Raw genomic sequence first — 16,697 nt, forward strand, 5'->3', positions numbered from 1 at the left:
GGCGAAAGAGGGCTCGCGTGTCGACCAACGAAGACAAACTCCTCGACTACCTCAAGAGGGCCACGGCCGACCTGGGCCGGACCCGGCAGCGGCTGCGTGAGATGGAAGCAGCCGCCACCGAGCCGGTCGCGGTGGTCGCCATGGCCTGCCGCTACCCCGGCGGCGTCCGCACCCCGGACGACCTGTGGCGGCTCGTCGCCGACGGCATCGACGCGCTCGGCGACTTCCCCGGCGACCGGGGCTGGGACGTGGACGGCCTGTACGACCCGGACCCCGACCAGCCCGGCCGCAGCTACGTGCGGCGTGGCGGGTTCCTGGACGGCGCCGCCGACTTCGACGCCGAGCTCTTCGGCATCAACGCGCGCGAAGCCCTCGCCATGGACCCGCAGCAGCGGCTCCTGCTGGAGACGGCCTGGGAGGCGTTCGAGAACGCGGGCGTCGACCCGTCCGCGCTGCGCGGCAGCCGGACCGGGGTGTTCGCCGGAGTCGTCTCCTCGGGCTACGCCGAGCGGCTCACCAGGGTCCCGGACGGCGTCGAGGGCTACCTCGGCACCGGCAGCATGACGAGCGTCGCCTCCGGACGGATCGCCTACACCCTCGGCCTGGAGGGTCCGGCCGTCACCCTCGACACCGCCTGCTCCTCCTCGCTCGTCGCGATCCACCTCGCCGTCCAAGCGCTGCGGCAGGGCGAGTGCACGATGGCGCTCGCCGCCGGCGTGACCGTGATGGTGACCCCGGGCATCTTCATCGAGTTCAGCCGTCAGCGCGGCCTCGCCCCCGACGGGCGCTGCAAGGCGTTCGCCGCGGCCGCCGACGGCACCGGCTGGGCCGAGGGCGCGGGCGTCCTGCTGCTGGAGCGGCTCAGCGACGCCCGCAGGCTCGGACACCCGGTGCTCGCCGTCGTCCGCGGCAGCGCCGTCAACCAGGACGGTGCCAGCAACGGGCTCACCGCGCCCAACGACAAGGCGCAGGAGCGAGTGATCCGTCAGGCGCTCGACTCCGCCCGGCTCACCCCCGAGGACGTCGACGCCGTCGAGGCGCACGGCACGGGGACGACACTCGGCGACCCCATCGAGGCCCAGGCCCTCCTGGCCACCTACGGCCGTGAACGCCCCGCCGGACAACCGCTGCGGCTCGGTGCCGTCAAGTCCAACATCGGCCACACGGGCGCGGCGGCCGGTGTCGCCGGCGTGATCAAGATGATCGAGGCCATGCGGCAGGAACTGCTGCCCCGGACCCTCCACGTGGACGCGCCCACCCCGCACGTCGACTGGTCGTCGGGCGGCGTCGAACTCCTCACCGACCCCACCCCCTGGCCCCGGACCGGCCGCCCGCGCCGCGCCGGTGTCTCCTCGTTCGGCGTGAGCGGCACCAACGCCCACGTGATCATCGAGGAACCCCCGGCCGCACCCCAGGACACCGACGTCGCCGCCGCCCCCGAGACCGCCGCGCCCCGCCGCGCCCTCCCCTGGGTCCTGGGCGCCCGCACCGAGGACGCCCTGCGCGCCCAGGCCGCCCGGCTCGCCGCGCACCTGCGCGAGGAGCCGGGCCCACGCCCCGCCGACGTCGGCTACACCCTGGCCACCGCGCGCGCCGCCCTCGACGCCCGCGCCGTCGTCGTCGGCAGCGACCCCGAGGAGTTCCTCGCGGGCCTCGACGCCCTCGCACGCGGCGAGGACACGCCGAACACCGCACACGGCAGGGCCCGCCCCGGTGGCCGCACGGCGTTCCTGTTCACCGGACAGGGCAGCCAGCGCCCGGGCATGGGCCGCCACCTGCACGCCGCGTGGCCCGCCTTCGCCGACGCCTTCGACGAGACCGCCGCAGCCCTCGACACCCACCTCGCCGCGCACGTCGAACACCCGCTGGCCGAGGTCGTCCTCACTCCCGGCGACCCCGCCACCGCCGACCTGCTCGGACGGACCGTCTACGCCCAGACCGGCCTGTTCGCCCTCCAGGTCGCCCTCTTCAGGCTGTACGAGTCGTGGGGTGTACGCCCCGACCTGCTGCTCGGCCACTCCCTCGGCGAACTCAGCGCCGCGTACCTCGCCGGGGTGTGGTCCCTGCCCGACGCGGCGCGCCTCGTCGCGGCCCGCGCCACCCTGATGGAGAGCCTGCCCGCCGAGGGCGAGATGATCGCGATCGCCGCCTCCGAGGAGGAGATACGCGACGCTCTCGCCGAGCACGGCACCGGCGCCGACCTCGCCTCGGTCAACGGGCCCTCGGCCGTCGTGGTCTCCGGCGACACCGAGGCCGTACGGGTCCTCGCCGGGCACTTCGCCGCCCAGGGCCGCAGGACCAAGCGCCTGCGCACCAGCCACGCCTTCCACAGTGCCCACATGGACGGGATGCTCGACCGCTTCCGCGAGATCGCGGCCGGCATCCCGGCCACGCCCGCCCGGATCCCGGTGGTCTCCAACGTCACCGGCCGTCCCGCCACCGACGACGAACTGGCGAGCGCCGACCACTGGACCCGCCAGCTGCGCGGAACCGTCCGCTTCGCCGACGGCGTCGCGGCCCTCGCCGACGCGGGCGTCACCACCCTCGTCGAGCTGGGCCCCGACGGGGTGCTCACCGCGCTCGCCCAGGACTGCCTGGCCGCCGTCCGCCCGGCCCCCGTGTGCGTGCCCGCCCTGCGCGGCCCCGAGCCCGAGACGGACGCCGCCGTCCGCGCCCTGGGCGCGATCCACCTCGGCGGCGCCCGGATCGACGGTGAGCGGTTCTTCGCCGGCACCGGCGCCCGCCGCGTCCCCCTGCCCACCTACGCCTTCCAGCGCAAGCGCTACTGGCTCGACGCCGGCCAGGCCGCACCCGACGCGGCCGGACTCGGCCTCGCCCCCACCGGCCACCCGCTCCTCGGCGCCGCGCTGAGCCTCGCGGGCGACGGACGCCTGGTGCTCACCGGACGGCTGTCCGCCGCCACCCACCCGTGGCTGACCGACCACGCCGTGCAGGGCGTGGCCCTCCTGCCGGGCACCGCGTTCGTGGAACTGGCCGTCCAGGCCGGCGACCGGGCGGGCTGCCCGCACCTGGCCGAACTCATGCTGGAAGCCCCCCTGCCGGTACCCGCCGACGCGACGGTCCTCCTCCAGGTCACCGTCGGCCCGGCCGAGGACGGCTCCAGGCGCCGCGTGGAGATCCACGCCCGCCCGGCCGACGGCACCACCGGGGAAACCCCCTGGACCCGGCACGCGAGCGGCACCCTCACGACCGCCGCCGACACGCCCACCGAGCCCGCCGGGCCCGCCTCCTGGCCGCCGCCCGGCGCCGAACCCGTCGACGTGAGCGACTTCTACACCGACCTCGCCACCGGAGGCTTCGGCTACGGACCCGCCTTCCAGGGCCTGCGCGCCGCCTGGCTGCTCGACGGGGCCGTGTACGCGGACATCGCGCTGCCCGACGAGCACACCGCCGCCGCATCCGACTTCCTCCTGCACCCCGCGCTCTTCGACGCCGCCCTGCACGCCAGCGGTCTCACCGGACTGGGCCAGGACACCGGAGCGGCCCGGCTGGTGTTCTCCTTCAGCGGCGTCACCGTGCACGCCGACGCGGCCACCACGCTCCGCGTCCGCCTGGCGGCCACCGGCCCCGACACCGTCGAACTGACCGCCACCGACGGCACGGGACAGCTGGTGGTGTCGGTGGCCGAACTCGTGATGCGCCCCGCCTCGGCCACCCCGCCCGCCCGACCGGGCGACGACGGCGTCCTGCTGCGCCCCGGCTGGACCCCGCGGACCCCCGCCGAGCAGCGTTACGAGGCCCTCACCTCGTGGGCGGTCCTCGGCCCCGACCCCTTCGGCCTGTGCGACGCGCTGGAAAGGGCCGGCCTCACGTTCCGCGAGTACCCCGACGTCGTCTCCCTCGCCGAAGAAGCCGAAGAACAGACGGCGCCCTCCGTCGTCCTCCTGCCCCTCGCGCCCGTGGCCGCCGCAGCCCTGCCGAGCGCCGCCGACCGGGCCGTCGACCGCATGCTGCACACCGTGCAGGGCTGGCTGTCGCTCGCGGCGGGGCAGCGCGCCCCGCTGGCCGTGGTGACCTCGGGCGCGGTCGCGGCCCGCCCCGGCGAGGACGTCACCGACCTCGCCCACGCCCCGGTGTGGGGCCTGCTGCGCTCCGTGCAGGCCGAGCACCCCGGCCGGATCCTCCTCGTCGACCTCGGACCCGACCCCGCGTCCCTGGCCGCGCTGCCCGACGCGATCGGGGCCGCGCTGGCCGCCGGTGACCCGCAGACCGCCGTCCGCGAAGGCACCGTCCTCACCCCGCAGATCGTCCCCGCCGAGCCCGGCATGGTCCTGCCCGACGAACCCTGGCTCCTCGACACCACCTCGGCGGGCGACCTCGACCGGCTCGCGCCGCTGCCCTACCCGCCCGCCGCCCGCCCGCTCGCCCCGCACGAGATCCGCGTCGCGGTGCGCGCCTCCGGGCTCAACTTCCGTGACGTGCTCGTGGGCCTCGGCATGGTCCCCGGCCAGAGCGGCATGGGCACCGAGGGCGCGGGCGTGGTCACCGAGGTCGGCACGGACGCGGGGGAGTGGCGGCCCGGCGACCGCGTGATGGGCGTGGTGCCCGCCTCGCTCGGCCCGGTCGCCGTCGTCGACCGCCGGGCCGTCGTCCGCATCCCGCGGACCTGGACCTTCGCCGAGGCCGCAGGGGTGCCGATCGCCTTCCTCACCGCCTACCGCGCCCTGTTCGACCTCGCCGGGCTCAAACCCGGCGAATCGGTGCTCGTCCACGCGGCGGCCGGCGGTGTCGGCATGGCCGCCGTCCAACTGGCCCGGCACTTCGGCGCGGAGGTCTACGGCACGGCGAGCCCCGGCAAGTGGGACACGCTGCGGGCGATGGGCGTCGACGACGCGCACCTCGCGACCTCCCGCTCGCTCGCCTTCGAGGAGACCTTCACCGAGGCGACCGGCGGACGCGGCGTGGACGTCGTCCTCAACTCCCTGGCCCGCGAGTACGTCGACGCCTCCCTGAGGCTGCTCGCTCCCGGGGGCCGGCTGATCGAGATCGGCAAGACCGACCTGCGCGAACCCGCCGCCACGGCCGCCGCCCACCCCGGCACCACCTACCAGCCGTTCATCGACGCCGACCCCGAGCGCATCGGCCGCATCCTCACCGACATCGTCGAACTGATCGAGTCCGGCGCCCTCGAGCGGCTGCCGGTGCGCACCTGGGACATCCGCGACGCCGCCCACGCCTACCGGTACATGAGCCAGGCCAAGCACATCGGCAAGATCGTGCTGACCGTGCCCGCCGCCCCCGACCCCGAGGGCACCTTCCTGATCACGGGCGGCACCGGAGCACTCGGCGCCCTGCTCGCCAAGCACCTGGTGACCCGGCACGGCGCCCGCCACCTCCTGCTCACCAGCCGCACCGGCGAGGACGCCCCCGGCGCCCGGCACCTGCGCGAGGAGCTGACCGCGCTCGGCGCCGCCCGCGTGGAGATCGCCGCCTGCGACATCGCGGACCGCGCCCGCCTCGCCGACCTGCTCGCGGGCATCCCCGCCGCCCACCCGCTGACCGCCGTCGTGCACGCGGCCGGCGTCGTCGAGGACGGCGTCGTCACCTCCCTGACGTCGGAGCGGCTGCGCCGCGTCCTGCGCCCCAAGACCGACGGCGCGACCCACCTGCACCGGCTGACCGCCGGCGCGGACCTCGCCCTGTTCGCCCTGTACTCCTCGGTGGCGGGCGTCCTCGGCGGCGCGGGGCAGGGCGGCTACGCGGCCGCGAACACCTACCTCGACGCCCTCGCCCACCACCGCCGCGCCGCCGGCCTGCCCGCCGTCTCCCTCGCGTGGGGGCTGTGGGACGAGGCCAGCGAGATCAGCGCCTCCGTGGACCGGGCCAAGGCCGCCCGCGCCGGCATGCCGGCGCTGACCGCGGCCGGGGGCCTGGCCCTCTTCGACGCCGCCACCGCCCTCCCCGCCCCGGTCCTGATGCCCGTACGCGTCGACGCCACCGCCGCCGCACTCCCGTCCCCGCACGGCCCGGCCCCCGCCCCCGGCCGCCGCAGCGCCCAGCCCGCCGCCACCCCGGAGCAACCCGCCGACGACCTCGTACGCCGGCTGTCCGCCCTGCCCGAGGACGAGCAGCGGCAGCTGCTCACCGACCTCGTGCGCACCCACGCCGCGACCGTCCTCGCCCTCGGCGGCCCGGACGCCGTCGACCCCCTGCGAGGCTTCACCGAGATGGGCTTCGACTCCCTCACCGCCGTCGAACTGCGCAACCGGCTCGACGCCGCCACCGACCTGCGGCTGCCCGCCACCCTGGTCTTCGACCACCCCACCCCGGCCGACCTCGCGGACCACCTCTTCGAGGAACTCGTCCCCGACGCCGCCGCGGCCGAGATCCCCGCCCTCCTCGACGCCCTCGACCGTCTGGAGGAGCGGCTCACCCGGCTGCGCGCCGACGCCTACGACCACTCCGCGATCGGCACCCGCGTCGACCGGCTCCTCACGGCCTGGCGCGCCGGGCAAGAGACCCAGGAACCGTCCGCGAACCCCGGCGAGACCGCCGCCGCACAGCTCCAGGAGGCGAGTACCGACGAGGTCCTCGACTTCATCGACCGCGAACTCGGCCTCGCGTGAGCGCCCCCGCCTCGCCGCCCCCAGGAAGGACCGACACCACGATGCCGGAGGACGAGAAGCTCGTCGGCTACCTCAAGCGGGTCGCCGCCGAACTCCACGACACGCGGGCCGAGCTGCGCCGTGCCGAGCAGCGGGAGACGGAGCCGATCGCGATCGTCGCCATGGCCTGCCGCTACCCGGCCGCCATCACCTCGCCCGAGGACCTCTGGCGCCTGGTCGCCGAGGGCGGCGACGCCATCGGCCCGCTGCCCGACAACCGGGGCTGGGACCTCGAAGGGGTCTACGACCCCGACCCCGGCGCCCCCGGCAAGAGCTACGCCCGCGAGGGGGGTTTCCTCGACGGCGCCGCCGACTTCGATCCCGAGTTCTTCGGCATCAGCCCCCGCGAGGCCCTCGCGATGGACCCCCAGCAACGGGTTCTGCTGGAGGTCGGCTGGGAGCTGTTCGAGCGCGCCGGCATCGACCCGGCCACCCTGCGCGGCAGCGCCACCGGCGTGTTCGTCGGCGCCGGCTCCTCCGGCTACGGCACCGGCTTCCGCGAGGTGCCCGAGAGCGTCGGCGGCTACCTCGGCACCGGCACCATCATCAGCGTCCTGTCCGGCCGCCTCGCCTTCGTGTACGGACTCGAAGGCCCCGCCGTCACGGTCGACACGGCCTGCTCGTCCTCCCTGGTCGCCATCCACCTCGCCATGCAGTCCCTGCGCGGCGGCGAGTGCACCAGGGCGCTCGCGGGCGGCGTCACCGTCATGTCCAACACCGGCATGTTCACCGAGTTCAGCCGCCAGCGCGGCATGGCCCCCGACGGCCGCTGCAAGGCGTTCGCCGCCGCCGCCGACGGCACCGGCTGGTCCGAGGGCGCCGGCCTGCTCATGCTGCGCCGCCTGAGCGACGCCCAGCGCGACGGCGACCGGGTGCTCGCCGTGATCCGGGGCAGCGCCGTCAACCAGGACGGCGCCAGCAGCGGTCTGACCACCCCCAACGGCCCCTCCCAGCGCCGGGTGATCCGCCAGGCCCTCGCCGGCGCCCGGCTCACCACGCACGACATCGACGCGGTCGAGGCCCACGGCACCGGCACCTCCCTCGGCGACCCCATCGAGGCCCAGGCCCTCATCGCCACCTACGGCCAGGGCCGCGACCCCGAGCGGCCCCTGCTGCTCGGCACCGTGAAGTCCAACCTCGGCCACACCCAGGCCGCCGCGGGTGTCGCCGGGGTGATCAAGACGGTGATGGCGCTGCGGCACGCCACCCTGCCCAAGACCCTGCACGTCGACGAGCCGTCACCGCACGTCGACTGGTCGGCGGGCACCGTACGCCTGCTCACCGACACCCAGCCCTGGCCCGACACCGGGGAGCCCCGCCGCGCCGCCGTGTCCTCCTTCGGCATCAGCGGCACCAACGCCCACCTCGTCCTCGAACAAGCCCCCGAGACCGAGGAACACCGGCAGGCCGAGGCCGAGGCCGAGACCCCGGTGTCCGACCTGCCGCCGGCGCCCTGGCTGCTGTCGGCCCGCGACGGCGAAGGACTGCGCGCCCAGGCGGACCGCCTCGCCGGCTTCCTCGCCGCCCACCCCCACCTGGCCCCCGACGACATCGCCCATGCCCTCGCCACCGCCCGGCCCGCCCTCACCCACCGCACGGCGCTGACCGCCCCGCACCTGGACGGATTCGCCGGACAACTGCGCGCCCTGGCACGCGGCGAAACCGGGGGCACCGACGCCGTACAGGACCGCAGGCCCGTCTTCGTCTTCCCGGGACAGGGCTCCCAGTGGGCCGGCATGGCCCGTGAACTCCTCGACCGGTCGCCGGAGTTCACCGCCACGTTCACCGACTGCGACCAGGCCCTCGCCCGGCACGTCGAGTGGTCCGCCACCGCCGTGCTGTGCTCCCCGGACGAGGACTGGCTGAACCGCGTCGACGTCGTCCAGCCCGTCCTGTGGGCCGTGATGGTCTCCCTGGCCGCCCTCTGGCGCAGCCACGGCGTGCACCCCGCCGCCGTCGTGGGCCACTCGCAGGGCGAGATCGCGGCGGCCTGCGTCGCGGGCGGCCTCAGCCTCGCCGACGGCGCGAAAGTGGTGGCGCTGCGCAGCCGCGCCCTCCTCGACCTCGCCGGCACCGGCGGCATGGCCTCCGTCGCCCTGCCCCAGGCCCGCGCCCACGCCATGATCGGCCCCCTGGACGGGGAGCTGACCGTCGCCGCCGTCAACGGCCCGAACTCGGTGACCGTCGCCGGCGACCAGGCCGCCCTCGACGAACTCCTCGCCGTGTGCGAAGGCCATGACGTGTGGGCCCGGCGTGTCCCCGTCGACTACGCCTCGCACTCCGCGCACGTCGAGGCCGTCCACGACCGGCTGGCCAAGGAACTCGCCGGGCTCTCACCGGCGACGTCCACCGTGCCGTTCTACTCCGCGACCACCGGCGCCCGGCTCGACACCGCCGGACTCGGCACCGCCTACTGGTACGACAACCTGCGCCGCCAGGTCCGGTTCGAGACCGCCGTGCGCGCCCTGATCGCCGCGGGCCACACCGCGTTCATCGAGGTCAGCGCCCACCCCGTGCTCACCGTCGCCCTGGAGGACACCGTCGCGGCGGCCGACGCGCCCGCAGTCGTCCTCGACACCCTGCGGCGCGGCGCGGGCGGCCCCGCCCGGTTCGCCGAGGCCCTGGCCGCCGCCCACACCCACGGCCTCAGCGTCGACTGGCGGCACTCGTTCGCCGGGCGCGGTGCCCCGCCACACCCCGTCGACCTGCCCACCTACCCCTTCCGCCGCCGCCGCTTCTGGCTGGCCGCGGACCAGGACACCGCCCAGGACGCCGCCGGGCTCGGCCTGCACGCCGTCGGACACCCGCTGCTCGGCGCCGCCGCCGCCCTCGCCGACGGCGGCGGCCTCCTGCTCACCGGCCTGCTGAGCGCCCGCACCCCGGCCTGGACGGCCCGGCACACCACGGACGGCACCGCCCGCCTGCCCGCCGCCGCCCTCGCCGAACTCGCGATCCGCGCCGCCGACGAATCGGGCTGCGACCGCGTCGACGAACTCATCCTCGACGCCCCCCTGGACCTCGGCCCCGACACGGTCCGCCTCCAGGTCGCCGTCGGCGCCCCCGCACAGGACGGCAGCCGCTCCCTGGCCCTCTACTCCCGCCCCGCCTCGGCCGGCACCGAGGCCCCCTGGACCCGGCACGCCCACGGCCTGCTGCGCTCGGGCCGCCCCACCCCGCCCACCGACGAGGGCACCTGGCCGCCCCCCGGCAGCCACCCGCTGGACCTCGAACCCCTCGGCGAGCGGGCGACGGACACCGGCCTCGCCCCCGGACCGGCCTTCCGGGGCCTGCGCGCACTGTGGCGGCACGAGGACGACCTCCTCGCCGAGATCACCCTCCCCGAAGAGCACACCGACGAAGCGGGCACCTACGGCCTGCACCCCGCCCTCCTCGACACCGCCCTGCGCCTGCGCCTGTACGACACCCCCACCGCGCCCCTCGCCGCCCTCGGCGGCATCACCCTGTACGCGTCCGGCGCCACCACCCTGCGCGCCCGCCTCACCCCCCGCACCCACGCCGACGGCACGCTCCGCCACGCCCTCGCGCTCACCGACCCCGACGGCGGCCCGGTCGCCCGCATCGACACCCTCACCACCGGCGACGCCCCGGCGCCCACCACACCCGCCCCGGACCGCCCCGCCGACGCGCTGTACCGCCTCGACTGGGTGTCCGTCGCCTCCACCACCGACACCACGGTCACTGGTAGCTGGGCCGTCCTCGGCACCGACCCGCACGGCGACGCGGACGCCCTGCGCGACACGGACGCCGACGTCCGCGCCTTCCCCGGCCTCACCGAACTGATCACAGCCCTGGACGGCGGAGCGGCGGCCCCCGACACCGTCGTCCACGCCGTGGCGGGAGCACCGGACGGCGCCTCCCTCCCCGAGGCCGCCCACCGCACCGCCGCCGCACTGCTGGACGTCCTGCGCGCCTGGACCGCCGAGCCCCGCCTCGCCGCGTCCCGGCTGATCGTGACGACCGCCGGCGCGGTGGCCGCCGTCCCCGGCGAGGACGTCCCCGACCTGCCGGCCGCCACCGCCTGGGGTCTGCTGCGCTCCGCCCAGACCGAGTACCCCGACCAGTTCCTCCTGGCCGACCTCCCGGAGACCGGCCCCGCCACCAGGGCCCGGGCCCTGGCCGCCGTCCCCGGCTGCGGCGAACCGGTCGTCGCCCTGCGCCACGGCGACCTCCTCGCCCCCCGCCTCGACACCCACCGCGAGGCATCCGCGCCGGCGAGCGCGCCGTTCACCCCCGACCGCACCGTCCTGATCACCGGCGGCACCGGCACCCTCGGCCGCCTGATCGCCGTCCACCTCGCCGCCCGCCACGGCGTGCGGCACCTGCTGCTCACCAGCCGCAGCGGCCCCGGCGCCGCAGGCTGCGCCGAGCTGCTCGACGACCTCGCCGCGCACGGGGCCGAGGCCGTGATCGCCGCCTGCGACACCGCCGACCGCGACGCGCTGGCCCACCTGCTCGCCTCGATCCCCGCCGACCGGTCGCTCGGCGCCGTCGTGCACGCGGCGGGTGTCCTGGACGACGGCGTCATCGACTCCCTCACGCCCGAGCGGCTCGCCGCCGTCCTGCGACCCAAGACCGACACCGCCGTCCACCTGCACGAACTGACCCGTGACCTGCCCCTGACCGCGTTCGTGCTGTTCTCCTCCGCCGCGAGCGTCCTCGGCAGCGCGGGCCAGGGCACCTACGTCGCCGCCAACGCCTTCCTCAACGCCCTCGCCCAGCACCGCCGCGCCGAGGGCCTGCCCGCCGTGTCGCTCGCCTGGGGCTTCTGGGAACGGGCCAGCGGCATGACCGGCAACCTCGCCGAGGCCGACCTGCGGCGCATGGCCCGCTCCGGAGTCGTCCCCCTCTCCACCGGCCTCGCCCTCGACCTGTTCGACCGGGCGAGCGCTTGCGACGAACCCCTCGCCGTGCCGCTGCGCCTCGACACCGCCGCGCTGCGCGCCCAGGCCGACGCCGGGGTCCTGCCCGGGCTGCTGCGCCGCCAGGTCCGCGGACCCGTGCGCCGCACCGCCCGCACCGGCGAGCGCGGCCGGGCCGCCGACACCTTCGTCCGCGACCTGCTCGCCCTCGAACCCGAGGAACAGCAGCGCCTCCTGAACGACCTCGTCCGCTCCCAGGTCGCCGCCGTCCTCGGCCACGAGAACCCCGCCGCCGTCGACGTGAAGACGGCCTTCAAGAGCCTCGGCTTCGACTCCCTCATCGCGGTCGACCTGCGCAACCGGCTGGCCACCCTCACCGGCCGCCGCCTCCCGGCGACCCTCGTCTTCGACCACCCCACCACCACCGCCCTCGCCACCCACCTGCGCACCGAACTCCTCGGCGCCCGGGCCATACCCCCCGCCGCCGCGACGCCGGCGAGCAGCGCCACCGGCAGCGAACCCATCGCGATCGTCGCCATGGCCTGCCGCTTCGCCGGCGGCGTCATGTCCCCCGAGGACCTGTGGCGGATGCTCGCCGACGGCCGTGACGGGCTGAGCGGCTTCCCCCTCGACCGGGGCTGGGACGTCGAGCACCTCTACCACCCCGACCCCGACCACCCCGGCACCAGCTACGTCCGCGAGGGCGGCTTCATCGAGCACGCGGCCGACTTCGACGCCGCGTTCTTCGGCGTCTCCCCCCGCGAGGCCCTCGCGATGGACCCCCAGCAGCGGCTGCTCCTGGAGACCTCCTGGGAGCTCTTCGAACGCGCGGGCCTCGACCCGGCCGCCCTGCGCGGCTCCACCACCGGCGTGTTCGTCGGCGCCGCCAACATCGGCTACCTGAGCGGCATGGAGGTGCCCGACGAACTCGGCGGCTATCTCGGCACCGGCAACGCCGCGAGCGTCGCCTCCGGCCGCCTCGCCTACACCTTCGGCCTGGAGGGGCCGGCCGTCACCGTCGACACCGCCTGCTCCTCCTCCCTGGTCGCCCTCCACCTCGCCGTCCAGGCCCTGCGCAACGGCGAGTGCGCGATGGCACTGGCGGGCGGGGTCACCGTCATGGCCAACCCCGGCCTGTTCGTCGACTTCAGCCGGCAGCGCGTCCTGTCGGCCGACGGCCGCTGCAAGCCGTTCGCCGCCGCCGCCGACGGCACCGGCTGGGCCGAGGGCATCGGCCTCCTCCTCGTCGAACGCCTCGGCGACGCCCGCCGCAACGGCCACCGCGTCCTCGCCACCGTCCGCGGCTCGGCCGTCAACCAGGACGGCGCCAGCAACGGCCTCACCGCCCCCAACGGGCCTTCCCAGCAGCGCGTCATCCGCGCCGCCCTCGCCAACGCCCGCCTCGACGCCCGCGACGTCGACGCCGTCGAGGCGCACGGCACCGGGACCGCCCTCGGCGACCCCATCGAGGCCCAGGCCCTCATCGCCACCTACGGCCACGACCGGCCCGAGGGCGCCCCCCTGCTGCTCGGCGCCCTCAAGTCCAACATCGGCCACACCACCGCGGCCGCGGGCGTCGCCGGGGTGATCAAAACGGTGCTGGCGATGCGGCACGGCGTGCTGCCGAAGACCCTGCACGTGGACGAACCCACCCCGCACGTGGACTGGTCCGACGGCACGGTCGAGCTGCTGACCGAGGCCCGCCCCTGGCCGCGGACCGGCCGCCCCCGCCGCGCCGCCGTCTCGGCGTTCGGCATCAGCGGCACCAACGCCCACACCGTCCTGGAACACGTCCCCGACCCCGCACCCACCACCGCACCGGACGACACCTCCGCGGCCCTGCCCCACCTGCTCTCCGCCAAGACCCCCGAAGCCCTCGCCGACCAGGCACGCCGGCTGCACGCCCACCTCGCCGCCGCCGACACCGCCCCGGCCGGCCTCGCCGCGGCGCTCGCCACCACCCGCTCCACGTTCGACCACCGAGCCGTCGTGACGGCCACCGGCCACGCCGAACTCCTCACCGCCCTCGCCTCGCTCGCCGACGGCACACCCGGCCCCGAGGTCCGGACGGGCGCCGTGCGCGCCGACGCCCGAGTGGCGTTCCTGTTCAGCGGCCAGGGCAGCCAACGCGTCGGCATGGGACGCGAACTGCACGCCGCCCACCCGGTGTTCGCGCAGGCCTTCGACGCGGCGGCCACCGCACTGGACCGGCACCTCGCCGGACACGTGGAACACGGAGTGCGGGACGTCGTGTGGGGGGAGCCGGGCACGGAGGGCCTCCTCGACGACACCGTGTACACCCAGGCGGGACTGTTCGCCGTCGAAGTCGCCCTGCTGCGGCTCGTGGAGTCCTTCGGCATACGGCCCGACATCCTGCTGGGCCACTCCATCGGCGAGCTGGCCGCGGCGCACGCGGCGGGAGTGTGGTCCCTGGAGGACGCGGCGACCGTCGTCGCCGCCCGGGGCAGGCTGATGCAGGCGCTGCCCACCGGGGGCGCGATGGTGTCCGTACGCGCCTCTGAGGACGAGGTACGGGCCGTCCTGGAAGGCGTCGACGGCGTGGAGATCGCCGCCGTCAACGGACCCGGCTCCGTGGTCGTCTCCGGCGAGGAGACCACCGTCCTCGCGATGGCCGCCCGCTTCACCAGACAACGCCGCGACGTCCGCAGGCTCACCGTCAGCCACGCCTTCCACTCGGCCCGCATGGAACCCATGCTGGAGGAGTTCCGCGCCGTCCTGGAGAGCGTGTCGTACGCGGCCCCCCGCATCCCCGTCGTCTCCAACCTCAGCGGAGCCCCCGCCGCACCGGGCGAACTGGAGGAACCGGACTACTGGGTACGCCAGGTGCGCGGCGCCGTCCGCTTCGCCGACGGCGTCACCGCCCTGGAGACCGCGGGCGGCACCCCCCTGCTGCTGGAGATCGGCCCCGACGGCGTCCTCAGCGCGATGGCACGCCACAGCCTCGACCCGGCCTCCGGCATCCGCGCCGTACCGTCCCTGCGCCGCGACCGCCCCGAACCCGCCACCTTCGCCTCCGCACTGGGCGCGTTGCACGTCCACGGCGCCGAGGTGGACTGGTCCGCGTACCTCACAGCCCCCCGAGCCCACCTCGACCTCCCCACCTACCCCTTCCAGCGCGAGCGCTACTGGCTGCGCCCCCTGGCCGCCCCCCGCCCCTCCACCGACCGGCGCTACCGGGCCGAGTGGACTCCCTGGACCGGCACCTCCGACGCCGGACTCCACGGCACGTGGGCCGTCGTGGGCCACCCCGAGAGTCCCCTCACCGCCGCCTGCGCGCAGGCCCTGGAGCGACACGGCGCACAGGCGCCCCGGCTCCTCGCCGGCCCCGACGCGTGCGACCGCGCCACCCTCGCCGCCCGACTGCGCGAACTCGGCCCCCTGGAAGGCGTCGTCTCCCTCCTCGCCGACCAGCCGGACGACCTCGAGACCCCGGCCGCGCCCGCCCTCACGGCCACCCTCGCGCTGCTCCAGGCGCTCACCGACGTCCAGCCCGGCGGCAGGCTCTGGAGCGTGACCTCCGGCGCCGTCGCCCGCGAGGCGGGGGAGCCGGTCCCGCATCCGCAGCAGGCCCAGATCTGGGGTCTGGGCCGCAGTGCCGCCCTCGAACTGCCCGGCCTGTGGGGCGGCCTGGTGGACGTGGCGGGAACGGACGCCACCCCCGCCACCGACCTCCTCGACCACCTCGCCGCCGTCCTCACCCACCCCACCGAGGACCAGGTCACGATCCGCCCCGACGGCCTCCACGCCCGGCGCCTGACCCACGCCCCGGCCTCCGACGACACCCCCGCCTGGCAGCCCACCGGCACCGTCCTGATCACCGGCGGCACCGGAGGACTCGGCGCCCACGTCGCCCGCTGGGCCGCCGCGGCGGGAGCCCCCCGCCTGGTCCTCGCCGGCCGCCGGGGCATGCGAGCCCCGGACGCCGCCGGCCTCGCGGCCGAACTCACCGCCACCGGCACCGACGTCCTGATCGAGACGTGCGACACCGCCGACCGCGACGCCGTCGAGAACCTGATCGCACGGATCGACGCCGGCGGACCACCCCTGAGCGCCGTCGTGCACGCCGCCGGCAATACCCAGTCCACCCCGATCACCGACACCCTCCCCGCCGACATCGACGCGATCAGCGCGGGCAAGGCCCGGGGCGCGACCCACCTCGACGCCGTGCTCGGCGACCGCCCGCTCGACGCGTTCGTCCTGTTCTCCTCGATCGCCGCGGCCTGGGGCAGCGGCGCCCAGGCCGTCTACGCCGCGGCCAACGCCCACCTCGACGCGCTCGCCCAGAGCCGCAGGGCCCGAGGCCTCGCCGCCACGTCCGTCGCCTGGGGCCCCTGGGCCGGTGCCGGCATGGCCGAATCGGTCGAAGGCGACCAGCTCACCCGCCGCGGACTGCTTGCCATGGACCCGCAGACCGCACTCACCGCCCTGGCCCGCGCGGTGGGCCTGGGCGACACCGACGTGATCGTCGCGGACGTCGACTGGGGCACCTTCGCCCCCCGCTTCACCGCCCTGCGCCCCAGCCCCCTGCTCACCACCCTCCCCGAGGCCGGCGCGGCCCTCGCCGCCAAGACCGCCCCGAACGAACCCGCCCCCGCCCTCGCCGGACGCCTGGCGGCGGCGTCGGGCGCCGAACGCGACACGCTGCTCCTGGAACTGGTGCGCGGCGAGGTCGCCGCCGTCCTCGGCCACGCCTCCGCCGGACAGGTACGGCCCGACCAGGCGTTCAGCGACCTCGGCTTCGACTCGCTGACCGCCGTGGAACTGCGCGACCGGCTCAGCCGCGCGGCCGGCGTCGACCTGCCCGCCACCGTCGTCTTCGACTTCCCCACCCCCGCCGAACTCGCCGCCCGGCTGCGCACCGACCTGACCGGCGACGAGTCCGTCCTCACCCCCGTCCTCGCCGAACTCGACGGCCTGGAAGCGGCGTTCGCCCGCGTGGCCGACGAGGACCCGCAGACCCGGGCCCGCGTCACCCAGCGCATGCGGCGCTTCCTCGAACGCCTCGCCTCCCTGGAGCGGGACGACACCGCACCACCGGACGCGACCGGCGTCGAGAGCGCCTCCGACGACGAACTCTTCGCCCTCCTCGACGACCACCTCGAAGCCCCAGGGCAGGCCCCGAAAGGTGACCAGGCATGAGCCTCCCGAACCGACCCCCATGCCGTGCACA

2 protein-coding genes are annotated in these 16,697 nt (G+C 76.2%); both read left to right on the plus strand.

Annotated elements, in window-relative coordinates; translation table 11 throughout:
• The first annotated feature begins 17 nt into the window (after positions 1-17).
• Positions 18-6,587: an SDR family NAD(P)-dependent oxidoreductase gene (locus tag ACZ4W9_RS12860; RefSeq protein WP_467935197.1), complete on the plus strand. Its 6,570-nt coding sequence runs from the start codon at positions 18-20 to the stop codon at positions 6,585-6,587.
• A gap of 41 nt (positions 6,588-6,628) precedes the next feature.
• Entirely contained in the window at positions 6,629-16,666 is a 10,038-nt protein-coding gene (locus tag ACZ4W9_RS12865; RefSeq protein WP_467935198.1) for an SDR family NAD(P)-dependent oxidoreductase, read from the plus strand.
• Positions 16,667-16,697: the final 31 nt, after the last annotated feature.

The sequence above is a fragment of the Streptomyces sp. NPDC029296 genome (genome assembly GCF_055569255.1).